Origin of the sequence: Sporocytophaga myxococcoides DSM 11118 (assembly GCF_000426725.1) — a bacterium.
In the GTDB taxonomy this organism is placed as follows: Bacteria; Bacteroidota; Bacteroidia; order Cytophagales; family Cytophagaceae; genus Sporocytophaga; species Sporocytophaga myxococcoides.
This window is the reverse complement of sequence record NZ_AUFX01000003.1, coordinates 507,779-529,420: the sequence shown is the minus strand read 5'-3', so window position 1 is coordinate 529,420 and position 21,642 is coordinate 507,779. Positions and strand designations below refer to the sequence as shown.

Sequence of the window (21,642 nt, the reverse complement as noted above, 5' to 3'; positions counted from 1 at the left end):
AGAAAAAATTACAATAATGAATTTGTTGATTATTGTTCCGGTATATAATGTTTGAACATACTTTCGATTTTCATCTGAAGCACACCAAATACGGCTTCTTTAAAAATTCCTGAAGACATTTTTGATTGTCCAAGTGTACGATCTGTGAAAATGATAGGCACTTCTATTATCTTGAATCCAAATTTCCAGGTTAAAAATTTCATCTTAATCTGAAATGCATATCCTGTAAATTTTATGTCATCCAGATTAATTGTTTCTAGCACTTTTTTTCTGTAGCACTTGAAACCAGCTGTGGTATCCTGTATTTGCATACCTGTAATAAAACGAACATAGGTACTGGCATAATAGGACATTAAAACCCTGCTCATGGGCCAGTTGATCACAGTGATACCATTTACATAGCGAGAACCTATAGCCAGATCATAACCTTGTTCCGCGCAAGAATTATAGAGTTTAACAAGATCTTCCGGATTGTGAGACATGTCTGCATCCATTTCGCATATATACTCATAGTTTCTCGCAATAGCATATTTGAAGCCATGTATATAAGCGGTACCAAGTCCAAGTTTGCCCTTTCTTTGCTCCAGAAAAAGTCTGCCGGGATATTCTAGTTGAAGTTCTTTAACAATATCCGCAGTTCCGTCAGGCGAGCCATCATCTATAATAAGAACATCAAAGGGAATACTTAATGTAAATACCTTCCTGATTACAGTTTCAATGTTTTCCTTCTCGTTATAAGTAGGTATAATGACAATCGCCTTTTCCACGTGTTAAAAATAAAAAACAAATTTAAGAATGAGTATCCTTTAAGGTGGAAATATTTTTTGCCAATTGACTTGCATTCTTAATGCAATCAGAAAGAGATACTCCTTTATACCAGCCCGCACAAAAATATATGCCTTTTACCTGAAGCTTTTCTATTTCCGAATAAGCTGCTTGAAGGTTCTTATCATATTGAGGTATTGCTTTTTCCCATCTGTGAATCTTCTGCATTAACGGTCTTCCTTCAATTTTCAAATCCCTTTGAAAATCCTGGATGATGTTTTCCTTGATCTGTTGATCCGCGTTTTTATATTGTTCAGAATATTGACTGCCACCGACAAATGACGTTAAAAGGATTTGATTATCGGGAACTCTGCCTGAAAATACTGAGGAAGTCCATATGGAGCCTGCAGCAAATTTATTTTCAATCTTAGGATTCAACCCGCCAAAACCATTTAATTGAACATTGACATTATCCTTTGAATAAACTGTATGAACCAATGCCATTGAAGGATACTCAATCTGACTTAAAGCTTTGGCAACTTCGATTGATATATTTTCCATAATCGAAGATGCTGCAAAAGCCGGTGTTGCTATTACCAATTGACTGAAGTTGTACGAAAGTATTTGACCGTTTGAAAGAGCAGATACCTTGTATTGACCATCTTGATATTCCACTTTTTCTACTTGTGTATTTAACTGAAGATTTTTCAGTTTTTTAGCAATAGCTTTTGGCAAAGTAGCCATGCCATTCCTAAAGTTAAAAGATTTCCTTCTACCACTTCCGCCGGATTTTAGCATTCCTTTTAATACCGAACCATATTTATTTTCCAGGTCATTTAAAATAGGAAAAGTAAGTTTTACTAGCAGTTTTTCAGGATTTCCAGCGTAAATACCTGTTACAAATGGATTTAGTACGTAATCTGTAACTTCTTTATTGAATCTTCTGGTTATGAAATGGGCTAAAGTTTCGTCTTCAATCTTCTCTGTTTTTCTGAAAAATTCGCGTAATATTGAAATTTTGGTTTTGAAAGAAAAGAAGTTGCTTTTGAGTAATTTGGGCGGGGAATCGGGTAACACCTGATATTTGCCAGCTTTAAAAATGTAGCGATCCTTACTGTTCGGATTTGCTTCAATAAGTTCATTTTCAATGCCTATTGAATTAAAGAATTTTGTGATTTCTTCATCAGCCAAAATACTGTTTGGACCTATGTCCAGCGTATAATTATCAGTAATTTCAGTTTTTATATATCCTCCTGTTATGTCTTTTTCTTCCAATAAAAGGTAAGGTATGTTTCTTTCCTGAAGTTGATAAGCTAATGTTAATCCTGAAATTCCTGCTCCGATTATTCCAACCATAATATCTGGTGTAAGTTCCTGCCTGCGAAAATACATTCCAATGCACATAAAAGGATTATTTTTGGAAAAAAAATTAAGGAAATTTAATGGGCGCTAAATGTATCTTTCTTGATCGCGATGGTGTGATTAATGTTGACAAAGTTGATTATACATATACTTTGGAAGATTTTAAAATTATACCTGGAGTAATAGAAGCTTTGGAAGCATTTAAAAAGGCAGGTTATCTGTTGGTGGTAATTACAAACCAGTCAGGAATTGCAAAAGGTATTTACGGCCACGAAGACGTTAAAATCTGTCATGATTTTTTTCAGGAAAAGTGTGGTTGTCTTATAGACAGATATTATTATAGCCCATATCACCAGACTATTTCTGAATCCATATCAAGAAAGCCAGATTCGCTTATGTTTGAAAAGGCAATTGCTAAATTCGATATAGATATAGAATCTTCATGGATGATTGGTGATAAAAACAGAGATTTAGTACCTGCAAAAAAACTTGGAATTAAAACTGTTCTGGTTGGACATGAAGAACCTTATCCGGTAGAAGTTGATATTAAAGCAGATGACCTTAAAAAAGCTTCAGAATTAATTTTACAGGCATAAGATTTAACAAGCATTTAAAAAAAAGCCCCCGAAAAAACTTTCGGAGGCTAATTTTTTTAGATCAAAAAGATAATTAAAAAAATATCAAAAAATAGTTTAAACGTAAATAGTAGCGTGTTTAGCTGCCTTTTTACTCTTGTTCAATCGATTATACGTAAATATTGCAGATTGTTTCATCTTTTCAAACTGTAAATTATTGTAAATCAGGATATATTTATATTGTTTAAGGCACTTTAGTGCCGGATACTTTTTCTTTAACTTTTTGATATTTTAAGCAATAATTAACAGAAAGTATAAAGGATTGAGGCACAAAAATGCCGGATTAAAATCTTTAATTTGTCCAATTATTTTTTTTAAAAGAATTTTGATGATTTCTTTTCCTGATGGGTTTCACTTAAATAAGAAGCAAAGCATTGGTGAGATTATTTAAAAAACTATCCATTTGGGTTAATTTTAAAATTAGTTTTTATGTCTTATTTTTTAGTATTAGTAGATGAAAGCTTTTGGCTATACTTTAATGATTGTTTTATTATCAGGATGTTTCGGAAAAATTAAAGAAACTGATAATCAAATGAAATTTGTCGATTCAGGAAAAGTAATGATGAGTAAAATTGATTTTATATCTCCTGTGAATTTAAACTTTGACGAACAATCTGTTTTAAATGAACTAAATTTGGCTTTTAAGGGAATTCCTGGAGATAGATTTCCGAAATCAAATGAAAATCAAATAGTATATAATTTTTTTCCTGATCTGGAAAATGGCTATATGTTTATTGCCAGCAGCAAGATTCACTTGTATGCAGATAAGAATAGATGGGCCATAGTTTTTGAAACCAATGGCTACCATAACAGGCAATTTAATGCCCAAATAAATTTGGTCTATATTGGTAATTGTATTTCATATTCAAAAGAAATTTCCCCCGAAAGGTCCTATGTTAGCAATTTTTCTTCAGTAGAATTGATTTCACAGGAGGAATTTAAAAGGATTCAAAACTTCAAAGGTCTTGAAATGGAACAATTTGAACTAGTCGATTCTGATATAAATGAAATAAAAGTGAGAGATGTCTTGTTGCCTGTTAATCATAACGGATTAGAGTATGAAGCTTTTGATATAAAATTCCGAGAGTATGATAATCCGAAAAGATTGGTGGGTTTTAAAGACCTTGTCAGATTTTTAAGTGAAACCCAAAAAGAAGTAATGTCTGCAAATGAAGAGGATCTTAGAAAAAATCTACCAGACACTCTTCCTAAATTAATAACAATTGACTCATTTCACCATAAAAATAACATGACTCCTGATAGCTATGAAACCTATCGTATGATTGCAAAAATATTGGTTACGGGAGACACGACTTTTTGGAAACCAAAGCTTACTCCTAATAACCATTGGACTAATTGGAGGTCAGGAGCCTTGTGAAGCCACTTTATGATTTTAGCTTTTGACACTTATTATTTTGAAAACAAGGCAAAGACTGTTTGCCTTCTGTTTGCTGACTGGAATGATAAAATTCCAGCTCAAATATTTTCTGAAATAAAAGAAGAAGTGAGTGAATATGAATCAGGGGCTTTTTATAAACGCGAACTACCTTGTATTTTAAGTTTATTAAATAAAATAAAACTTGATGAAGTTACTATGATTGTAGTGGATGGCTTTGTCTTTCTTGATGATGAATACAAGCCAGGATTGGGAGCTCATCTTTTCAATGTATTGGAAAATCGTATTCCTGTTATTGGTGTTGCTAAAACCAATTTCGCTCAAATAAATAATTTAAAGAGAGAAGTATACAGAGGCGTAAGTAAAAAGCCCCTGTACATTACTGCTGTGGGGATAAATATAGATGAGGCTTCTGCAAATGTTAAAGCCATGTATGGCCCATACAGAATTCCGGATCTTCTTAAACAATTGGACAACATGACTAAAGAAAATGATTAATTAGTTTTTATCAGTTTGATAAGTGAAAAAGAAAATCAAAGAATAAGCAAATTTTTAAGTCTTGTGTTAAGGCATCAACCCGAATCAATTGGTATCAGGCTTGATGAGAACGGTTGGGTTGACCCTGAGCTGTTAATTTTCAAGATGAATCAGCATGGATTTAATATGTCATTTGAAATACTTGATTATGTTGTAGCTACTAATAACAAAAAGAGATTTGCATATAATGAAAGTAGAACGCTCATAAGAGCGAGTCAGGGACATTCTGTTAATATTGAGTTAGGTTATGAGTCTAAAAAGCCTCCTGCAATACTGTATCATGGCACAGCAGAACGTTTTTCGGAGTCAATATTAAAGACAGGTCTTGATAAGCAAAGTCGCCAACATGTTCACTTAAGTATTGATGTGGAGATAGCTATATCTGTTGGTAAGAGGCATGGAAAACCTGTAATTTTTGAGGTAGCATCAGAAGCGATGTTTGCTGATGGTTTTGTCTTTTATCTATCAGAGAATAAAGTTTGGCTTACTGATCATGTTCCAGTTAAATACTTGAAACTGGGATTTACGGAGATTAAAGGATAGGCAGTATTATAAAAAAACCTCAGATGGTAAATCTGAGGTTTTTATTTACAGCTTGATAAAAGCTTATTTTACATTGAATCCACCTTCTCCGATTTTATGTCCTTCAGAGTATACATGAATTTTATATTGTCCTGGAATATAGTTGAATCCTTTAGAAAGAAGGAAAGAAACTTTTTGATTAGAGTTGTCAAAGCTTAGGTCTTGGCTAAGTGTATACTGAGCTTCAGTTCCGTCAGCAAGGTTAACAACACCTCCACCATTGATTGGGTCAGAGAACGGAGTTCCAGATGGAGGAACAAGTGTTACATAGAATTTTTTCAGGTTTTTCTTAGCAGCTTTGTTATCAGCTAGAACAAAAGTGATTTTTATTCTGTCGATTTTGCTGTGTTTGTATTCTTCCTGATCCATTTCTTTTCCGTTTTCTTTCAACGCAGTTACTTTAACGCCTTCAGCTTTCAGGATAGATGCATAAGCAAGTTCTTTAGAAGTAAGATCAAGAGAATCACCAAGTTTTCTCTTCTCAGATGTAAGGTTACTTACACTTGTATTCAAAGAATCGTTAGCAGTTTTTAACTGAGCGATTTCGTAATCTTTAGCAGTGATCTCTTCTCTAAGTTTAGCAACTAACTCTTCAAGTTCTTTACGTTTTTTAGAATCAAGTTTGCTTGATTTTTTCAACTGAGTGATAAATGTGTTCAGATCAGCGATTTGCTTATCAAGAGAGTCATTTTGTAAACCAAGGTTTTCTCTTTCTTGTCTGATTCTTTCAAGATCCTGGCTCATTGTTTCCAGTTCCTGTGTTTTAGCTACGATTTCACTGTCTTTAGTGCTTACTACACCTGTCAACTCATCAATTTTTTGAGCTTTTTCATCATTTTGACTATTCAGTGTAATCACAAAAATGATTAAGGCAATATTCACTACCAGTGAAAGAGCAAGGAGAATTTTTACAGTCTTGTTGCTTTTTTGTTCCATAAGTTGTTTTGTTCAATTTTTCGAGGTTGTAAATTAAAAGGATTTTATATGGTTTAGCAAATTTATATGCAGCTCAATGGGTATTTTTTAGTCTTCTTTTAATTTGAAAATTAGAGAATTAATCATCCATTGTCTTTCATTGGTGGAAAAACGGGAAAAAAAACGAAAAATTATGCGAATAAAGTCATTTGTCGCATCAAGATCCAGCTTGTTTCCTTCAAAATTGATGTATATCCCTTAAAACAATTGATTTGGCTGTTTACTGAATTTAAAGAAAAAAGTTTTATTAAAGAAAATAAACACTTTAAAGTCAGGTTATTAGGATGAGATCCTTAGCATCTTTAGGTTTTACAAATTTATTTGCCTAGCTTTGATCTGTTGTAGCACTTGCGGATTGATTGCAGAGTTTTTCCTTCGGCCCTTCATTATGAGGCAAATTGAACTAATAACTACCTCATTTAGTTTCTTTTAAGTTACACATTCAGGTTTAAAATAATAAAATTTCCAGGGACTCAGAGAGAAATTTTCCCAAAAAAAATATTCACAGAAAGGGAATTCACAATAAGACATATACTTCCCTGGTAATGTCAAATACAGGTAGATGTAAATTCTTCTCATATTGAAGGATTCAGGTGGAGCCCCTCGTAAAACAATTTAATACATGTCTTTTAAAAAATTAAATCTTATATCCCCAATCCTTGAGGCTCTGGAACAAGAGGGATATACTCAGCCTACGTCTATTCAATCTCAGGCTATTCCTTTTATCCTTGAAAAGAAAGATTTGCTTGGTTGTGCTCAGACGGGAACAGGAAAAACTGCGGCTTTCGCTTTACCGATATTGCAATTGCTTGAAAATAAAATTACAGATAACAGGGGGAAAAGAACTGTAAAGTCTTTAATACTTACTCCAACGAGAGAACTAGCGATTCAGATAGGAGATAGTTTCTCAGCCTATGGAAGAAATACAAGAGTAAATCATGCTGTTATTTTTGGAGGAGTATCTCAGAATCCTCAGGTTGAAGCTATAAAAAGAGGAGTAGATATACTAATAGCGACTCCTGGAAGGCTTTTGGATCTTATGAACCAGGGAATTATCAGATTGGATCATATTGAGATATTTGTTCTGGATGAAGCTGACAGAATGCTGGATATGGGCTTTATTCACGATATCAAAAAGATTTTGACCAAGCTTCCGGCTAAGAAACAATCATTGTTCTTTTCAGCTACGATGGCTCCGGAAATAAAAAATCTGGCAGAATCAATTCTTGTAAATCCCAAAAAAGTAGAAGTAGCTCCTGTTTCATCTGCAGCCGAAACAGTGAATCAATTGGTATACTATGTTGAGAAATCTAACAAAAAAGGGTTGTTGATTCATTTGCTGAAAGATCCTGCTATTCCCGAGGCTTTGATATTTACGAGAACCAAACATGGCGCAGACAGAATCAGCAAGGATCTTACCAAAGCTGGTATTTCGGCAGAAGCCATCCATGGTAATAAGTCTCAGAATGCTAGACAAAGAGCATTAGAGAACTTTAAGCTTAAGAAAATAAGGGTACTCGTTGCCACAGACATTGCTGCCAGAGGTATAGATATTGAAAAGCTTTCTCATGTAATTAACTATGAGCTGCCAAACGAGCCTGAAACCTATGTGCACAGAATAGGCAGAACAGGAAGGGCAGGAGCTAATGGTATTGCGATTGCTTTCTGTGATACGGAAGAACGTGCTTATCTCAGAGCTATCAATAAATTGATAGCAAAGGAAATACCTGTAATTAAAGAGCATCCTTTTGATGGGCCTGGTATTGAAGTTCCCCAGTCTAACAACTCTCGTCAGTCAACTGGTGCAAGGCAAAACCCGTCAGGTGGTGCAAAGCAGAATAGTAAACCTTCAGGTTCGGGCAAGCCTAAATGGTTCGGTAGAAAAAAGTCCAATGGCAATAATAAACAGAGTAACAATAACAACACTTCTAAAGGTGCCCGATAAACATTGGAGCAATAGAATATAGAATTTTAAAAGCCCTTCAGATTAATATTCTGAAGGGCTTTTTATTTTATATAGACACTTTATAGTTAAGCTTTACTTCGTCACCGTGAAAACCTCTGAAGCCCCAATTGTGAGCAGGAGCTTCCATAATGCAGATCTCAATATCGATTTCCGATATACCAATTTTTTCTTTTATCCTTTCAAATAACAATCTGACTAGTTTCTTTTTAGTTTCAACTGTTCTTCCTTCGATCATTATAAATTCAATAATGGTATAGGCTTCTGTACGTCCATCCGGATAATAAAAATCATCTTTCGCTAAACCTATGAATCTGTGAGCGCGCTTGTCTTTAGGGAATTCCAATGCTGCTACAACACATTCATGAATTACATCAGACAGATCCTTTTTCACAAGATCCAGTTTTTCTTTTAATCCATATATTTTTACTTGTGACATTGCTTTAGTTTTTTTTCTATTAAAAATAAAATAAAAAAACAATACCAAACTCAGTTTCATGAAAATTAAAGGCAAACAGACCTCCAATATTGCTCCTGCATAGAACTATATATATATTCGTGAAAATTATTTCTTATCAGTAATGTCAAAAATTGTACTTGTAACCGGCGCCTCTTCCGGTATAGGAAAAGTGATCGCGGACTATCTGACTTCTCAAGGGCACATTGTATATGGTACTTCCAGGTCTATAAAACAAGAAGGGTTAAAGTTTAAAGCTCTTCCAATGGATGTATGCGACAATGAGAGTGTAAAAGCTGCGACAGACCATATTATTAAAAAGAATGGCAAGATAGATGTTGTAATAAACAATGCAGGTATTGGAATAGCTGGTGGATGTGAGTACCTGTCCTTATCTGATGCAGAAAAGGTAATGAGTACAAATTTTATCGGAGTTGTCAGAGTTTGTCAGGCTGTTTTACCTTCTATGAGAAATAATAAATCCGGTTTGATCATTAATATAAGTTCTATTGCATCAGAAATGGGGTTGCCATATAGAAGTGTCTATAGTTCCAGTAAAGCCGCAGTAGATCGCTATACCGAAGCTTTGAGAATAGAAACAAAAAAATTTGGAATTAAGGCATGTTGTATTCAGCCGGGGGGCATTAAAACGGATATCAGCGCCAATAGGCTATTTACTCAAGTTCCGGAAGGTAGTCCTTATAAAGATAGTTTTAATAGGGCTTATGATGCTATCAATAAAAGCGTAAGCAAAGGTCTGGAGCCGGAGATATTTGGCCCGCTTATTGAATCAATCATGAAAGCTGATAAAGTTAAGAGAATTTACAGAGTTGGTAAGGTAACAGAAAAGCTCTCTGTGCTTATTAAAAAGATCGTCCCTGATTATATGTTTGAAAGGATCATTGCTGGATTTTACAAGATTTGATACAGATAAAATTTAAATAAAAAATCCCTGCAGAACAGGGATTTTTTATTTATGAAAACAAGGCTTCAGCTTGTTGTATCGATTCAGGCTTTCCCACATCCAATAAGATGTCTGAAGTGTGGTCAAATCCCATGATGGTATTTTTACTGCATAAGTCAAGGTAGACATCGACCATTGAAAATTTACCTTCCTGTTTTATCAGATTAAATATTTCCGGCTCAATAATATGGATTCCACTAAAAGCTTTTGGAGTTAAATCAGCTTCCGTTCTTTTTATTTTTTCTTCACCTGTTTTTGTATTTTGCCATCCGCATAATTCATTCCTGCCGTTGAATAAAAAATATCTGGAAGTTTCACGTCTTGTCACAGCAAGTGTTGCAAGAGCCTTTCCGGCATTGTGAAATGCTATCATTTTGTCTACTGCAAGATTGGTGAGCATATCCACATTCATCACCAGAAAGGGAGTATCTCCTTTTAAAAAAGAAGATGCTTTTTTAAGACCGCCTCCTGTTTCAAGCAAAGCATCTGTTTCATCGGAAATACTGATTTTACAGTCGAAGTTGTTATGCTCTTTTAAGAAAGAGATGATTTGATCCGGAAAATGGTGAACATTTATGACAAATTCCTTAATTCCATATCCTTTAAGATATTCGATATTCCTTTGTAACAAAGGCTTGTTATTCACAACAGCCAGCGCTTTAGGATGGTTTTCTGTAAAGGGTTTTAAGCGAGTTCCTAAACCTGCAGCAAAAATCATTGCCTTCATAAAAATAGAATCTGATTTATTTAGTTAACCCAGTTTTTTGCGTCCTGAATGCAGTGTTGTAATTCAACTTTAACTCCAAACTTTTGCTGAAGATGCTTAGCAAGACTGTCTGCCGCAAACACACTTCTGTGTTGTCCGCCAGTACAGCCAAAACTTACCATCAGACTATCAAAGTCTCGCTTCAGATAATCTGTTACACTAATATCGACAATACTATATACATGTTGCAGGAAAACTGGCATTTCTGTTTGATAAAGCAGGAAATCCTGAACAGGTTTATCTCTTCCTGTAAGTTTTTTATAAGCCTCATATCTTCCGGGATTTAGAATGCCTCTGCAATCAAATATAAAGCCTCCGCCATTTCCTGATAGATCTTCAGGATGGCCGGTTTTATAGGAGAAACTGCAGATTTTAACAACTAACTTACTATCCTTTTCTGCCTTTATGTTTTCAAAACGTTTAACAATGTCTTCTTCCACCATAGCATTTAGCACCTTCTCCAGCTCCGGCAGACGGATTGGAATTCCTTTGTTTTCAAGGAACCATCTTAAGTTTCTTAATGCGAATGGAATACTGCTTATAAAATGAGGCTTGCGTTCAAAGAGTCCACGGAAACCATATGCTCCAAGCGTTTGAAGCATTCTAATAAGAACAAAGCCACGGTATATATCTAAGAAATCTTTTTTGTTGAGCTGATTTCCCAATAGATCATTTACTCTGTCAAAATAATAAAGAACAAGTTCATCTCTCCATTCGAATGGTAAAGCGGCTTTCGCCTGCCATAGCATTGAAGCTACATCGTACTGAAGAGCGCCTTGCATGCCTCCCTGATAATCTATAAAGTAGACTTTATCATCTTTTACCATTACATTTCTGCTCTGACAATCCCTATGCATGAAATACTTGTTGCGCTCTTGCATTAGGTAGTAGCTGAGCATTTCGAAGTCATTCAACAAAAGATTCTTGTCGTAATTAAGTTTAAGTGCTCTCAGGAAATAATATTTAAAATAGAGCAAATCGGAATAGATCGCCTGTCTGTCAAATGAGCGGGTTGCAATACAGTAGTCGTAGTTCAAGCCTGTTCCACCCTGAATCTGAAGCTGAGCTAGCTGAGCAAAGGTTTTCTGATACAATTCAAAAGTACGGTCTGTATAACCCTCATTCTGAACTATATCAAACAAAGAAGTATCCCCGAGATCTGCCTGAATATAGAATTGCTTATCAGTACTGGAGTGGAAAACTTCCGGAACAGCAAGTTGCTTGCTGGCAAAATGCCTTGAAAATTCCAGAAATGCTGAGTTTTCCGGAGTGTTGTTATTATAGGTGACGATATATGATCGAGGAGCCGTTTTGACCCTGAAATATTGTCTGTCACTTCCTGCCTGAGCCAGTTGTCTGACTTCCTCCACGGGTATTTCAGGTTTCCAGCTTTCAAAAAATGCTTTTACTTGTTCTATAATAATTGTAGACATGATGCTTCTGATTTCTAAAGGAGGCAAAATCTCCTGTTTATAAATTTGGATTTGAATATTCTATATTCTTTTTTTATTACAAAGTAAATAAAACAATAAATAGTTGTCTGAAATTCATTTTTATAAAAAGATATTTTTAAGTAAAGTGAGTTTTTTAGTGCAAATATTTGATTTGCAGCTAAATATTGAAGACAAAGTGCGCATGAGGGATACAACTTCTTTTGATAAAATTCACGTATACCAAGGGAGATTTTTTGCTGAAATATGATTATTAGAAAAGTTATTTTCTCGGTATTTATTCAAGGGTTAATGTTCGCCCATACCTGCTTTGCCAATATGGCCTCACCATATTGGGAGGGAACAATATCGGGATCAGCCATGACAAGCAGCGATATAGACATACTCAAAGAGAAAATCTTTATACAGATCAATAAAGAGGACCATACAGCTTTATATAAAATTGATTACTATATTCAGTGTGACTCCTCTGGTATGCAAATTCCATTGCTTTTTTATGCGGTGGATTATAAAGATGATTTTAAGGTCTGGATTGATAATAAAGAAGTCAAGGTAAAAGCAATTCCTGAAGGTGTTAGGGATATTGATCACACTCCATTGGAGAAATTCTATGAATCTCTATATAGTCCGGATTGGAGTCAGAATTTAAAAAGCGAGATGGAGTTTAATGATCTCAAGTACTTTGAAGCAGATTTAACTCAAGGAGCACATCAAATACATGTGGAATATACTTCCAATGCTTGGGTGGACTTATGGGATTGGGTAAAAAAATATTCTTTCAAATATTCCTTATTCCCGGCAAAATTCTGGAGGTCTTTCAAATCCATTGAAATTACTTTAAGAGCTTCGGATAACAATTCTGAGATCAAGACCAATCTCGGAAAGCCAACTGAAGGAAATTTGGATTCTATAGCAATTTGGAAATTTGATAAACTTCCGGATGATGAAATAGAATTTTCATATAATCCGCAAGTCAGCTACTTAGCAAGAATCCTTCTTTTAGTGAAACCTCTTAAAATGATGATATTATTCGCAATCATTGTTACTTTGGTTCATTACAGTCGCATCAAAAGAAACCGCATTCGCAATCCGGAGAAGAAATATTCATGGATAGTAATTATGGGAAGTATTTTAATTCCATTAATCACACTCATTTGGTATATGTATACCTTTGAAATAATTGATTCAGTTATCGGTCCGGAGGCTAGTCGATATCATGGTTATACATTTCTGGTTATAATTTTTTATCCTTTGATAATGCCTGTCTATTGGATCATTATGTGGCAGCTGGATAGGAGGATAAAGAAGAAAATGTTATTTTCAATTAATCAAAGTTCATGACATTTTTTTGCAATGCATATAATTAAACTTAAAATCAGGGACGGAAAAATTGCGGATAAGGAATTCTTTAATGATCTTTTCAATCGGTATAATTTTTTCGAACAAATGGGGTATTACTTGAATGGATTATTTAAAAGTAGTCAAATTATTAATTTAGAGTATCAGTATGAATCGATAAATGATGGCCTTGAGTTAAATTTGTTCTGTCCTGAAAAAGATTCTTATAAAGACAAATACTCTACCAAGTTAACTAAGGATACTAAATACAAAATAATTACAGAATTTCAATGCTCATTTGATTTTGTTTATATAGGTCTTGATCCTGAATTTGAAGAAACCATAATTTTAGAAAAACCAAAATTTTTAATTTTAAAGTCTAACCGCATTTCTCCAATCTATGACGGAGATTCAATGGACCAGATCCCATTATACAAATTACCGTATACCTACAAAGGAGAGTCTTTTATTGATATCATTGATTGGAACAGAGACTATGACCATATTGAAGGACTTTGGTATAGTGGATATGGAGGCGAGGTATGGACCTCTGATCAATTAAGCAACCCAAACAGTGAATTGAATAGAAAAGGTAGAGATTGTTGTGTTAATCTTGAGAAAATTACGGGAGTACCTACATATTATTACCTGTTTTATAATGCACAAATTTCAGGTACAGAAGATGTTATCGTGAGAACTTGTCCAAGTTGTAAAGGCGACTGGACTTTAGAAGAACAATCTTATTTTAATCTTCACAACTGTAAGTGTGATCAGTGCAGACTTGTGTCTACTATGAGTTTTTAATGTTAAGGATAAGTATGAACTTTAAAATAAATCAAGATTATCTTAAAATTATATTTCGCGTAAGCATGGCGCTAGTCTGGCTTATTAATGGGTTGTTCTGCAAGCTTTTAAATATGGTCCCTCGTCATCAGGAAATTGTCGGACGAATTCTGGGAGACAATCATGCTTTTCTGATTACAAAGACTATTGGGGTGGGAGAGTTGTTTATGGTAGTCTGGATATTCAGCCGAATAAAATCCAAATGGTGTTCAATTGCTCAAATAGGACTTGTAGTTACAATGAACATTATCGAAGCAATCCTGGCTCCTGACCTGCTTCTGTTTGGTCGGGGAAATTTATTTGTTGCATTGCTATTTGTTATTGCGGTTTATATCAATGAATTTTTACTAGTAGGAATTAATACAACCTCAGAAAATGCTGTCTCTTAAAAATCATCCGTTTGCTGTAGAAACTTTTTTTGAAAGCTCTCTCGTCCTTACTTACGCTGTCCCTAAGGAACAACTTCAGACTCTTATTCCCCCATGTCTTGAATTAGATACTTTTAAAGATAAATGGGGATTCGTGGCGGTTGCACTCGTGCAGACTAAAGACCTCAGACCTAAAGGCGTTCCTAAGTTTATGGGTAATGATTTTTTTCTTGCCGGATTTCGGATCTTTGTGAAATTTAATAATGATAGAGGAAAGAGGCTCAGAGGCCTATATATATTAAAGTCAGAAACTAATAAAAGAAAGATGTCTTTCTTTGGAAATATTTTTACTCATTATAATTATACTACAACAGACATAATACTTAATAGCAATAAAGAATCTATCTCTATATCATCTGTTAAATCAGCATTAGATGTGAAAGTCAGTTTGAGTGAAAATGCTGCTTTACCCCACGGCTCACCTTTTGATGATTGGAAAGAAGCAAGAAGATATGCTGGTCCATTGCCTTTTACTTTTACCTATAATGCGGTCACTTCAGAAGTTTTGATCATAGAAGGCGTAAGGGAATCCTGGATACCAAAGCCTGTAGAAGTTATTAAAGAAAATGTAGGCTTTCTGAATCAAATGCATTTCCAAGGAATACAACTGGCCAATGCCTTTATAATACAGAATATCCCTTACTATTGGAAGAAAGGAGTGATTGAAAAATGGAAAGCACAATAAGAAAACCATTTCAAGGAGTAACCAATATCATTCTGTTTAACTGGCATACCTTTGTCATAGCTTTAATATTTATCTTGTTATTGATAATCGGAAAATATTATTTTCTGGATAATATTCTTTTCAATATAGCTATTCTTGCCACATTGCTTAGCATTGTGATTTCTCTTGTTACATCGCTATATATTTATGATTTAACAGACTTGTACAAGCTCAGTTTTCTTGATAAGCTTATTGCATTAAAGCCTGCATCAATCGTTAATATCAATGCAGGATTTGATGAAATAAGTGAAGTGGTAAAAAGTAGATATCCGGATTCAAGATTTTCTGTTTTTGATTTTTATGATCCATTACTGCATACAGAAATCTCTATTGAAAGGGCAAGAAAGCTGTATGAGCCTTATCCGGAAACACAGGTTATAAATACTAAGGCTGTCCCACTAGAAGAAGGTAGTGTTGATGTAATACTACTTATGTTTGCTGCCCATGAAATAAGAAATGAAGAAGAAAGGATAATTTTCTTTGAACAGTTGAGGAAAGCGATAACAATCCAGGGAATGATCATAGTGGTTGAACATCAAAGAGACCTTATAAATTTTTTTGCTTATAATATCGGGTTCTTTCATTTTTATTCTAAGAATAATTGGCTTAAAGTCTTTACTGAAGCTGGTTTGGAAGTTTCGAAAGAAATAAAAATTACACCGTTTATATCAGGCTTTGCACTTAAAAAATATGGAACTGCATCTTAAAATCATTGGTATTATTTCCATGATACTTGCTGTCATTCATGTTATCTTTCCTAAATATTTCGATTGGGAAAATGAATTACAGTCTGTGAGCTTGATCAATAAACAACTTATGTATGTTCATACATTCTTTATTGCCCTTGTCGTATTTCTGTTTGGAATGTTTTGTTTTTTCAGTGCAAAAGAATTATTGAATACCAGACTTGGGAAACAAGTGGTACTTGCATTGACAGTTTTCTGGGGTCTTCGGCTGTTATTTCAGTTTTTTGTTTACTCACCCAGGCTCTGGAAAGGAAAGGCGTTAGAGACTATTGTTCATATAGTATTCTCTGTCATCTGGACTTATTTTACCGTTGTGTTTTTAATGGCTTATCTTTTGTGAAAATTTAATTTGAATGGGATGGAATTTGAGGAAGAAAAGCATGATCTATCACTTATAAAGGAAGTTGATGTAATTTGTCCTTCCTGTTGTTCAAAGGCAAGATATAAAGCCTTTGAGTTCGTTGATACATACGTTTTAAGCCAGGCCCTCGTGGAATATTTACCTGTCAGGTCTGCGGAATAAAGAATTTTTATTGAAAGACTTGATGTATTTTTATCACGTTAAAGTAGAAAAACACTCGCTGGTCGCCAGGTCCAGAGATAATTTTATCGCCCTTAGAAATTTTTTTGACTTTGGATTTAAAGAGAACGCACACACAGATATTGATATCGATTTCCCTAAATCATTTTATAAAAACAGAAAGTATATTGTAAAACAAATTGATTCATTTTTAGAAAATGAAAACAAAAAGTAATTACATATGATCAATTTGACACATAACAGCTTTATAAACACCTTCACATCTGGAGCCCGCGAATCTGAAGAGATCTACATCTACTTTAAATTTTGAATATAATTCTTCTCTTAAAAATGATTTAGCTCTGTGTAATCTGGTTTTTACATTTTCTTCCGATATGTCCAGATTTAATGCTGTTTCATGAATACTTAACTGTTCTATTTCTCTCATTACATATACACTTCTAAGATTGTCAGGCAAATTGTCAATTGCATTTTCAAGGATATATTTTAGCTCTTCATTAGTTAATGCAGAATCCGGGCTTTTTTGATGATCTATAATATCTTCAGTATCTGTTGAAAGAGGAGATAGGTTACGTTTTTTTAAAAGTGTAGCATTAGCATTGTTTATCAGAATTCTGGTAAGCCAGGTAGAAAACTGAGATTCTTTTCTGAATTGAGCAAGATTTTGATAAGCCTTTATATAGGTTTCCTGCATTATGTCTTCCAAATCACCGTCTTTTCCGACGATTGATCTTGCAATTCTATAAAGTCTTTGGTTGTATTTCTGGATCAACACGCCATAAAGGCTTTTATTGCCATTTTTAATTTGATCTATAATTTCATCTTCCTCCATAATTATTATTACGGCAGATTTTACAAGTCTGGAATTGTGATGTAAGGATAAGTTTTTTTTCTATCAAAAAAAATTGAACAATGTTCTGTAACCTTTTACCTGAATTTTTATCTAATGCTTAGAAAGCATACCTGAGTCTTGCTAGTTAAGGTTAATTGTCTGATTATTAATAGGGAAGTAATTAGGCTTATTTTTTTGCTCTGCGCCATTATACCTGGGGAGGAAATTGGATAGTTTATTGCAGAGCTGTTTGGCCTGAAAAAAATTCAGGCTAAATCTAATTAGGAGAGGAAAGATTCCTCTCCTTTTATTTTAAGGTAGTGTCAGGTCTACAGTTTTATCAATAACATCCGCATCTTTCAGATTATGTTGTCCGTCCAGTGCTATTTCTTCTGCTAAAACTCTGTCTGAAGGGATGGCAGTACCTATCAGGCCCTTTTCTTCCTTGGTAATTCCACAATCAGATGGAATGTGAGCGCTATTATCTGTGATAGTTTTGAAAGCTAATGAGCGTGCCTTTTTAGAATGATAAATTGCTTTTTGATACTGGTTTCTAATATACATCTTCTTGGCGAACTGTTGGTGTCTTAGGGCATTTACATAATCACCATTGTAAACCTTACCTCTTTTAATTGCCGAATGGGCAGTAGTAATAGCTTTGTTAGTCCTGGTAAGAAATTGTTTTGTTTGTGCTTTAGTCACTTGACTAATGCTAGCTTCGAGTGGTATAAATATTACCACCATAAAGAGTATAATCAAATATTTTCTCATAAGTTGATAGAATTTATTGAATTTTGAAGGTAATAATAATTGATAAAATAGCAATAAAAAGGTAAAAAATGGCATTTTGTTTATTTAAATCTATTGATTTATCCTGGTTTCTTTGAATTTTGTAGTTAAGTGTTTGAATATTAGTAAATTTAATTCCTCTTTTGAAGCTTTGGTAATAGTGTTGTAACAATTAATTTATTAGGCGTCTTATCATTAAAATGAAATATATGCAAACTACTTTATCTGTTACATTAACTATTAAAAGTGAAGTAGTGCAATCATTAATGATTGATGGAAAGGAATGTTTACAGGCCAGTTATATATATCTTTATGAAGGAGAAATGTATGGAATAGGTATAGTTGCAACAGTGCCATTTGGAAATGATGATCAAATCTATGGGATTGAAAGATTTTCAGGAACAATTGGAGAAATGTCAGGGACCTTTGTTTTAGAAAGCTATGGAATTGAAAGGAGTAGAGAGGGCAATACGATAAAGACAATAGTTCCTGGCTCAGGTACTAAAGACTTTTTGGGAATTAAAGGAGCGATGACTTTAGTTTCAGTAAATGATAAAAAAAATGAAATAGCCTTTCACTGTGAGTTTGAATCTAAATTAACCAAAGAGGATCAGCCTTTATCTGAATAGCATCACCAGTTTGAGGATGGTTAAAGTACAACGAAGATGCATGGAGGGCAATGGAATTGGGGGCATATACAAATGTAGATCCATACAGGGTATCTCCAAGAATAGGACAACCTGAAGCTGCCAATTGAGCTCTGATCTGGTGATATTTACCTGTATGCAAACGAATATCCCATAAATGAAAATTATTTTTATAGGGAGTTATTTTGTAATCAAGTAAAACTTTTTCGGCCTCTGCATGTAAAGAATCCACAATTACTGCCTGCTTGTTTTTTTTATCTTTCCACAAATAATTTTCAAGCTTTCCTTCTTTGATTGTTGGCGCAGTATCAGTAATGGCCTGATAATATTTCTTCACTTGCCTTGTTGCAAATTGCTCACTAAGGTTTTTTAAAACTGATTTTTTTCTGGCAAATAACACAATACCACTCACAGGCCTGTCAAGACGATGTACATGTTGGATGTATATTTCTTTAGATTTTGGGCGCAGGCTTCGCTCGTATTTCTGCACTTGCTGGAGTAAATTGGGATGACCATTCCTGTCTGGCTCAACCATCAGACTGCATGGCTTATTAATTACAAGAATACTGGAGTCTTCAAATAGAATATGATCTTGAACATTGATTTTAATAGACATGGAGGTAAATAAATAATTCAGCATCTCAAAGCTAATAAATATAGGTAAGGTTAAAAAACTAATAAAATATTATTCTGACTAATACGTCTTTCAAAAGAAAACCCATGAAAGCCGCTACAGAAAGAAAAATCTTGAGATGGTTGCATCTCATTCTAAGCATTCCAATAATTGGTTTTATCTACGGTCCAGTTTCAGAAATTCCGGAAGCAGCTTTCATTACACGCTATGTTTTTGTGCCTATAGTGATCCTTTCCGGTGTCTACATGTGGAAAGGTCATCTGTTGAGAAAGTTTATCAGCCGAAAGGTTTAGATAATGGGAAGTTTTGTTATTTAAATTTATCTCTTAAATTGCCTGAAATTTAAATAATTAATCAGCTATGAAAGATTTCAGATTATCACCCCAAAGTAAAGAAAGCATCTCAGAATTGGTGCGTATGTTGCAGGAAGAAATAATTCCCAAATACAATTACCTGCGAGAAATCGATTTCCCTAGTGAACAAGAGTTGGAAGAAATAAAAGGTCTAAAGAAAATGTGGGAATTGATCCGACCTACTATTGACTCCTATACTTATGTTTTACAGCAAAGCTTACTTCAAACCAGTAAAGACATATTTATCAATGCAAAACTTGAGGCTGAAAAAGGAAACAAAGATGCAGCGATGTTTTATGAAAAGCTGAAAGATTCTTACAAAGCAATGATGGAAGAGGAGTTAAGTGAACAGAGTAATTAATAGATAAAAAAAGCCCCAGATTTTTTCTGAGGCTTTTTTGTTTTTTACCAATCACTTTTCTTTGCTGGATCGTTCTGTGCTTCTTTTACTTTTTTCTTGAATTCTTCTACCAGAGCGTTGATTTGAACTTGTGTAGAATTTTTGATAAATACCCAGCTTTTAGCAAGCATTGCATCCTTTCCGCAATCTGCCATTGTATTTTCAAGTTTGCCACCAGAGCCAGCTCCATTTTGCCCTTCATGCACAAAGTCAGTTAAGATATATCTGTATTTCCCAGCTTTACAAAAAACTGAAAAAGTAAATTTTACAACTCCTTTATCTTTCTTTCCTGGTTTTACTGCCTCATATTCCACAGGTATCTGTGCATTAAATACAATAGTATAAGCTGCATCATCCTGACTTTTAACCGGCCAGTTTTTAGCTTTTCCAAAGTCCTGTGCTATAGTGAATACATCTTTCTCTGTCAGAGGTGTTGATTCAACAATATTGATAAAAGTTATTTTACCTGTGTTCTGATCAACAGGCAAGGTTTGTCCCTTTGAAGTAAAGGCAATAAACAATAAAATAACAAGCGTTTTTAAACTGTTTCTTAACATAAATTTTTCGTGAATTTTCATTTGAAAATGGTGAAAAAATCGAAAAAAGAAAAAAAAATATCCATATTTTCCTATTCAGATAATTTATATTCTTTTTTTATTGGCATCAAACTGACTTAATGATTAATTTGTTTCATTGTTTGAAATCAAAAATCCTATATAAGCATGTTAAAGGCAGAAATGCACACCAGCAAAGGTGTAATGAAAATTGAGTTTTACGAAAAAGATGCTCCGAACACTGTAAAGAATTTTGTGAAATTATCACAAATGGGATTCTATGACGGCCTAACCTTTCACAGAGTCATTCCTAACTTTGTAATCCAGGGAGGTTGCCCTGTTGGAAATGGCGGAGGCGGTCCGGGATATAATATCAAATGTGAATTGGACGGAGAGAATCAATTCCACGACCGTGGTGTGCTTTCTATGGCACATGCGGGAAGAAACACCGGAGGTTCTCAGTTCTTTATATGCCACAGCAGAGCTAATACCAAACACCTGGACAGAAACCATACCTGTTTCGGAAAAGTGACGGAAGGTGTTGATATCGTTGATCAGATCAAACAAGGTGATAAGATTGTAAAGGTGGTAATTATTGAAGGTTAATTACTTCTGGGAAAGATGTTGAAAGCTAAGAACTAAAAGTTTTTAGCTTTCTTTTTTAACCTCATACTTTAGTAATCCTCATCCATTCTTTGAATAATCTGGATGACGATTTCGTGACTGTCTCCTTCTTTATCTTCAATTTTAAAAATGACCTTAGGATTGTCATCTTTTAATTTTTTATCTACCGCTACAATCTTATTGGGCTTTATTTTTTCTTCAAAACTTTTGGTCAAATTTTCAATAGCTTTCGCAAATTTCACTTCCAGTGTGCTGGGATTGTATAGCAACGTTTTCATAAAATTTCCTCCAAGAACTGGTTTATAGATAAAACATTATATAGAGGAATAAAATTTC

At 34.2% G+C, this 21,642-nt stretch carries 28 protein-coding genes; 17 read left to right on the top strand and 11 right to left on the bottom strand.

All coding sequences use genetic code 11. The annotated features are described in order from the left end of the window. Window positions 1-29: 29 nt before the first annotated feature. Window positions 30-767: a polyprenol monophosphomannose synthase gene (locus tag K350_RS0101920; RefSeq protein WP_028978478.1), complete on the bottom strand. Its 738-nt coding sequence runs from the start codon at window positions 765-767 to the stop codon at window positions 30-32. A 22-nt stretch (window positions 768-789) separates the two neighbouring features. Beyond that, window positions 790-2,169, bottom strand: coding sequence for a protoporphyrinogen oxidase (gene hemG, locus K350_RS0101915; protein WP_051312762.1), 1,380 nt, complete (start codon window positions 2,167-2,169; stop codon window positions 790-792). Window positions 2,170-2,207: 38 nt separating this feature from the next. Here hemG and K350_RS0101910 point away from each other — a divergent pair, with 38 nt between their 5' ends. The 4 genes from K350_RS0101910 (at window position 2,208) to K350_RS0101895 (ending at window position 5,238) form a co-directional block, all read left to right on the top strand. Next, window positions 2,208-2,723, top strand: a complete 516-nt coding sequence (locus tag K350_RS0101910; RefSeq protein WP_028978476.1) for a D-glycero-alpha-D-manno-heptose-1,7-bisphosphate 7-phosphatase — start codon at window positions 2,208-2,210, stop codon at window positions 2,721-2,723. 517 nt (window positions 2,724-3,240) lie between these two features. Further along, on the top strand, window positions 3,241-4,140 hold the full coding sequence (locus K350_RS0101905) for a DUF7003 family protein (protein WP_162144113.1): 900 nt from the start codon (window positions 3,241-3,243) through the stop codon (window positions 4,138-4,140). Between the two features lie 9 nt (window positions 4,141-4,149). Continuing rightward, a complete protein-coding gene (locus K350_RS0101900; protein ID WP_028978474.1) occupies window positions 4,150-4,656 on the top strand; it encodes an endonuclease V in 507 nt (168 codons plus the stop codon). Between the two features lie 15 nt (window positions 4,657-4,671). Then, window positions 4,672-5,238 (top strand): RNA 2'-phosphotransferase, encoded by a 567-nt coding sequence (locus tag K350_RS0101895; RefSeq protein WP_211236701.1) that lies wholly within the window; start codon window positions 4,672-4,674, stop codon window positions 5,236-5,238. A 63-nt stretch (window positions 5,239-5,301) separates the two neighbouring features. Here the strand turns inward: K350_RS0101895 and K350_RS0101890 are convergent, their stop codons facing one another. Beyond that, window positions 5,302-6,213 (bottom strand): hypothetical protein, encoded by a 912-nt coding sequence (locus K350_RS0101890; protein ID WP_028978472.1) that lies wholly within the window; start codon window positions 6,211-6,213, stop codon window positions 5,302-5,304. A 661-nt stretch (window positions 6,214-6,874) separates the two neighbouring features. Between K350_RS0101890 and K350_RS0101880 the strand changes: the two genes are divergently transcribed. Further along, complete coding sequence (locus K350_RS0101880; RefSeq protein WP_028978470.1) at window positions 6,875-8,197, top strand: DEAD/DEAH box helicase; 1,323 nt, start codon at window positions 6,875-6,877, stop codon at window positions 8,195-8,197. Between the two features lie 67 nt (window positions 8,198-8,264). Here the strand turns inward: K350_RS0101880 and K350_RS0101875 are convergent, their stop codons facing one another. Continuing rightward, a complete protein-coding gene (locus K350_RS0101875) occupies window positions 8,265-8,654 on the bottom strand; it encodes a tautomerase family protein (protein ID WP_028978469.1) in 390 nt (129 codons plus the stop codon). Between the two features lie 142 nt (window positions 8,655-8,796). Between K350_RS0101875 and K350_RS0101870 the strand changes: the two genes are divergently transcribed. Continuing rightward, entirely contained in the window at window positions 8,797-9,597 is an 801-nt protein-coding gene (locus K350_RS0101870) for an SDR family oxidoreductase (RefSeq protein ID WP_028978468.1), read from the top strand. A 49-nt stretch (window positions 9,598-9,646) separates the two neighbouring features. Here the strand turns inward: K350_RS0101870 and K350_RS0101865 are convergent, their stop codons facing one another. After that, window positions 9,647-10,363: a nucleotidyltransferase family protein gene (locus tag K350_RS0101865; protein WP_028978467.1), complete on the bottom strand. Its 717-nt coding sequence runs from the start codon at window positions 10,361-10,363 to the stop codon at window positions 9,647-9,649. Window positions 10,364-10,383: 20 nt separating this feature from the next. Next, entirely contained in the window at window positions 10,384-11,835 is a 1,452-nt protein-coding gene (locus K350_RS0101860) for a RapZ C-terminal domain-containing protein (protein ID WP_028978466.1), read from the bottom strand. 264 nt (window positions 11,836-12,099) lie between these two features. On the opposite strand from K350_RS0101860, the gene K350_RS0101850 reads away from it, so the two are divergent. The 7 genes from K350_RS0101850 to K350_RS32210 are packed head-to-tail and all read left to right on the top strand — an operon-like array spanning window position 12,100 to window position 16,455. Beyond that, window positions 12,100-13,194 carry a hypothetical protein gene (locus K350_RS0101850; RefSeq protein ID WP_028978465.1) on the top strand — a complete coding sequence of 365 codons (1,095 nt, stop codon included), beginning with the start codon at window positions 12,100-12,102 and terminating at the stop codon, window positions 13,192-13,194. 12 nt (window positions 13,195-13,206) lie between these two features. Further along, the gene (locus K350_RS0101845) at window positions 13,207-13,995 is read left to right on the top strand and encodes a DUF2310 family Zn-ribbon-containing protein (protein WP_028978464.1); all 789 of its coding nucleotides are present in this window, start codon (window positions 13,207-13,209) and stop codon (window positions 13,993-13,995) included. Window positions 13,996-14,009: 14 nt separating this feature from the next. Continuing rightward, window positions 14,010-14,423: a DoxX-like family protein gene (locus K350_RS0101840; protein WP_081670862.1), complete on the top strand. Its 414-nt coding sequence runs from the start codon at window positions 14,010-14,012 to the stop codon at window positions 14,421-14,423. Continuing rightward, entirely contained in the window at window positions 14,410-15,147 is a 738-nt protein-coding gene (locus tag K350_RS0101835; protein WP_028978462.1) for a DUF2071 domain-containing protein, read from the top strand. The genes K350_RS0101840 and K350_RS0101835 overlap by 14 nt, the downstream gene beginning before the upstream one ends. Then, window positions 15,132-15,893 (top strand): SulP family inorganic anion transporter, encoded by a 762-nt coding sequence (locus tag K350_RS0101830; RefSeq protein ID WP_037573566.1) that lies wholly within the window; start codon window positions 15,132-15,134, stop codon window positions 15,891-15,893. Before K350_RS0101835 ends, K350_RS0101830 begins: the two co-directional genes overlap by 16 nt. Continuing rightward, the gene (locus K350_RS0101825) at window positions 15,877-16,272 is read left to right on the top strand and encodes a hypothetical protein (RefSeq protein ID WP_028978460.1); all 396 of its coding nucleotides are present in this window, start codon (window positions 15,877-15,879) and stop codon (window positions 16,270-16,272) included. Before K350_RS0101830 ends, K350_RS0101825 begins: the two co-directional genes overlap by 17 nt. A gap of 18 nt (window positions 16,273-16,290) precedes the next feature. Further along, complete coding sequence (locus K350_RS32210; RefSeq protein ID WP_156026833.1) at window positions 16,291-16,455, top strand: hypothetical protein; 165 nt, start codon at window positions 16,291-16,293, stop codon at window positions 16,453-16,455. A gap of 232 nt (window positions 16,456-16,687) precedes the next feature. Here K350_RS32210 and K350_RS0101810 read toward each other — a convergent pair whose 3' ends face one another. After that, window positions 16,688-17,305, bottom strand: a complete 618-nt coding sequence (locus K350_RS0101810; RefSeq protein ID WP_037573555.1) for an RNA polymerase sigma factor — start codon at window positions 17,303-17,305, stop codon at window positions 16,688-16,690. A gap of 312 nt (window positions 17,306-17,617) precedes the next feature. After that, complete coding sequence (locus K350_RS0101805) at window positions 17,618-18,076, bottom strand: hypothetical protein (RefSeq protein ID WP_156026830.1); 459 nt, start codon at window positions 18,074-18,076, stop codon at window positions 17,618-17,620. A gap of 227 nt (window positions 18,077-18,303) precedes the next feature. On the opposite strand from K350_RS0101805, the gene K350_RS0101800 reads away from it, so the two are divergent. After that, a complete protein-coding gene (locus K350_RS0101800) occupies window positions 18,304-18,723 on the top strand; it encodes a DUF3224 domain-containing protein (RefSeq protein WP_162144112.1) in 420 nt (139 codons plus the stop codon). On the opposite strand, the gene K350_RS0101795 is transcribed toward K350_RS0101800, so the two are convergent. Further along, window positions 18,686-19,357 carry an RluA family pseudouridine synthase gene (locus K350_RS0101795; RefSeq protein WP_028978455.1) on the bottom strand — a complete coding sequence of 224 codons (672 nt, stop codon included), beginning with the start codon at window positions 19,355-19,357 and terminating at the stop codon, window positions 18,686-18,688. The two genes, K350_RS0101800 and K350_RS0101795, sit on opposite strands and share 38 nt — an antisense overlap. A 104-nt stretch (window positions 19,358-19,461) precedes the next feature. Between K350_RS0101795 and K350_RS0101790 the strand changes: the two genes are divergently transcribed. Next, window positions 19,462-19,668 (top strand): hypothetical protein, encoded by a 207-nt coding sequence (locus K350_RS0101790; RefSeq protein ID WP_028978454.1) that lies wholly within the window; start codon window positions 19,462-19,464, stop codon window positions 19,666-19,668. Window positions 19,669-19,735: 67 nt separating this feature from the next. Continuing rightward, window positions 19,736-20,089 (top strand): hypothetical protein, encoded by a 354-nt coding sequence (locus K350_RS0101785; RefSeq protein ID WP_028978453.1) that lies wholly within the window; start codon window positions 19,736-19,738, stop codon window positions 20,087-20,089. A gap of 44 nt (window positions 20,090-20,133) precedes the next feature. On the opposite strand, the gene K350_RS0101780 is transcribed toward K350_RS0101785, so the two are convergent. Beyond that, window positions 20,134-20,706 carry a DUF4468 domain-containing protein gene (locus tag K350_RS0101780; protein WP_028978452.1) on the bottom strand — a complete coding sequence of 191 codons (573 nt, stop codon included), beginning with the start codon at window positions 20,704-20,706 and terminating at the stop codon, window positions 20,134-20,136. A 144-nt stretch (window positions 20,707-20,850) separates the two neighbouring features. Between K350_RS0101780 and K350_RS0101770 the strand changes: the two genes are divergently transcribed. Next, window positions 20,851-21,288 carry a peptidylprolyl isomerase gene (locus K350_RS0101770; RefSeq protein ID WP_028978451.1) on the top strand — a complete coding sequence of 146 codons (438 nt, stop codon included), beginning with the start codon at window positions 20,851-20,853 and terminating at the stop codon, window positions 21,286-21,288. Between the two features lie 68 nt (window positions 21,289-21,356). Here K350_RS0101770 and K350_RS0101765 read toward each other — a convergent pair whose 3' ends face one another. Then, window positions 21,357-21,584 carry a hypothetical protein gene (locus K350_RS0101765; RefSeq protein ID WP_028978450.1) on the bottom strand — a complete coding sequence of 76 codons (228 nt, stop codon included), beginning with the start codon at window positions 21,582-21,584 and terminating at the stop codon, window positions 21,357-21,359. Window positions 21,585-21,642: the final 58 nt, after the last annotated feature.

Bases quoted from the DNA above. Each gene is read 5' to 3' on its own strand.
- hemG (WP_051312762.1), bottom strand. From the start codon at position 2,169: ATGTGCATTGGAATGTATTTTCGCAGGCAGGAACTTACACCAGATATT.
- K350_RS0101910 (WP_028978476.1), top strand. From the start codon at position 2,208: ATGGGCGCTAAATGTATCTTTCTTGATCGCGATGGTGTGATTAATGTT.
- K350_RS0101905 (WP_162144113.1), top strand. From the start codon at position 3,241: ATGATTGTTTTATTATCAGGATGTTTCGGAAAAATTAAAGAAACTGAT.
- K350_RS0101900 (WP_028978474.1), top strand. From the start codon at position 4,150: ATGATTTTAGCTTTTGACACTTATTATTTTGAAAACAAGGCAAAGACT.
- K350_RS0101890 (WP_028978472.1), bottom strand. From the start codon at position 6,213: ATGGAACAAAAAAGCAACAAGACTGTAAAAATTCTCCTTGCTCTTTCA.
- K350_RS0101880 (WP_028978470.1), top strand. From the start codon at position 6,875: ATGTCTTTTAAAAAATTAAATCTTATATCCCCAATCCTTGAGGCTCTG.
- K350_RS0101875 (WP_028978469.1), bottom strand. From the start codon at position 8,654: ATGTCACAAGTAAAAATATATGGATTAAAAGAAAAACTGGATCTTGTG.
- K350_RS0101870 (WP_028978468.1), top strand. From the start codon at position 8,797: ATGTCAAAAATTGTACTTGTAACCGGCGCCTCTTCCGGTATAGGAAAA.
- K350_RS0101865 (WP_028978467.1), bottom strand. From the start codon at position 10,363: ATGAAGGCAATGATTTTTGCTGCAGGTTTAGGAACTCGCTTAAAACCC.
- K350_RS0101860 (WP_028978466.1), bottom strand. From the start codon at position 11,835: ATGTCTACAATTATTATAGAACAAGTAAAAGCATTTTTTGAAAGCTGG.
- K350_RS0101850 (WP_028978465.1), top strand. From the start codon at position 12,100: ATGATTATTAGAAAAGTTATTTTCTCGGTATTTATTCAAGGGTTAATG.
- K350_RS0101845 (WP_028978464.1), top strand. From the start codon at position 13,207: ATGCATATAATTAAACTTAAAATCAGGGACGGAAAAATTGCGGATAAG.
- K350_RS0101840 (WP_081670862.1), top strand. From the start codon at position 14,010: ATGAACTTTAAAATAAATCAAGATTATCTTAAAATTATATTTCGCGTA.
- K350_RS0101835 (WP_028978462.1), top strand. From the start codon at position 14,410: ATGCTGTCTCTTAAAAATCATCCGTTTGCTGTAGAAACTTTTTTTGAA.
- K350_RS0101830 (WP_037573566.1), top strand. From the start codon at position 15,132: ATGGAAAGCACAATAAGAAAACCATTTCAAGGAGTAACCAATATCATT.
- K350_RS0101825 (WP_028978460.1), top strand. From the start codon at position 15,877: ATGGAACTGCATCTTAAAATCATTGGTATTATTTCCATGATACTTGCT.
- K350_RS32210 (WP_156026833.1), top strand. From the start codon at position 16,291: ATGGAATTTGAGGAAGAAAAGCATGATCTATCACTTATAAAGGAAGTT.
- K350_RS0101810 (WP_037573555.1), bottom strand. From the start codon at position 17,305: ATGGAGGAAGATGAAATTATAGATCAAATTAAAAATGGCAATAAAAGC.
- K350_RS0101805 (WP_156026830.1), bottom strand. From the start codon at position 18,076: ATGAGAAAATATTTGATTATACTCTTTATGGTGGTAATATTTATACCA.
- K350_RS0101800 (WP_162144112.1), top strand. From the start codon at position 18,304: ATGCAAACTACTTTATCTGTTACATTAACTATTAAAAGTGAAGTAGTG.
- K350_RS0101795 (WP_028978455.1), bottom strand. From the start codon at position 19,357: ATGTCTATTAAAATCAATGTTCAAGATCATATTCTATTTGAAGACTCC.
- K350_RS0101790 (WP_028978454.1), top strand. From the start codon at position 19,462: ATGAAAGCCGCTACAGAAAGAAAAATCTTGAGATGGTTGCATCTCATT.
- K350_RS0101785 (WP_028978453.1), top strand. From the start codon at position 19,736: ATGAAAGATTTCAGATTATCACCCCAAAGTAAAGAAAGCATCTCAGAA.
- K350_RS0101780 (WP_028978452.1), bottom strand. From the start codon at position 20,706: ATGAAAATTCACGAAAAATTTATGTTAAGAAACAGTTTAAAAACGCTT.
- K350_RS0101770 (WP_028978451.1), top strand. From the start codon at position 20,851: ATGTTAAAGGCAGAAATGCACACCAGCAAAGGTGTAATGAAAATTGAG.
- K350_RS0101765 (WP_028978450.1), bottom strand. From the start codon at position 21,584: ATGAAAACGTTGCTATACAATCCCAGCACACTGGAAGTGAAATTTGCG.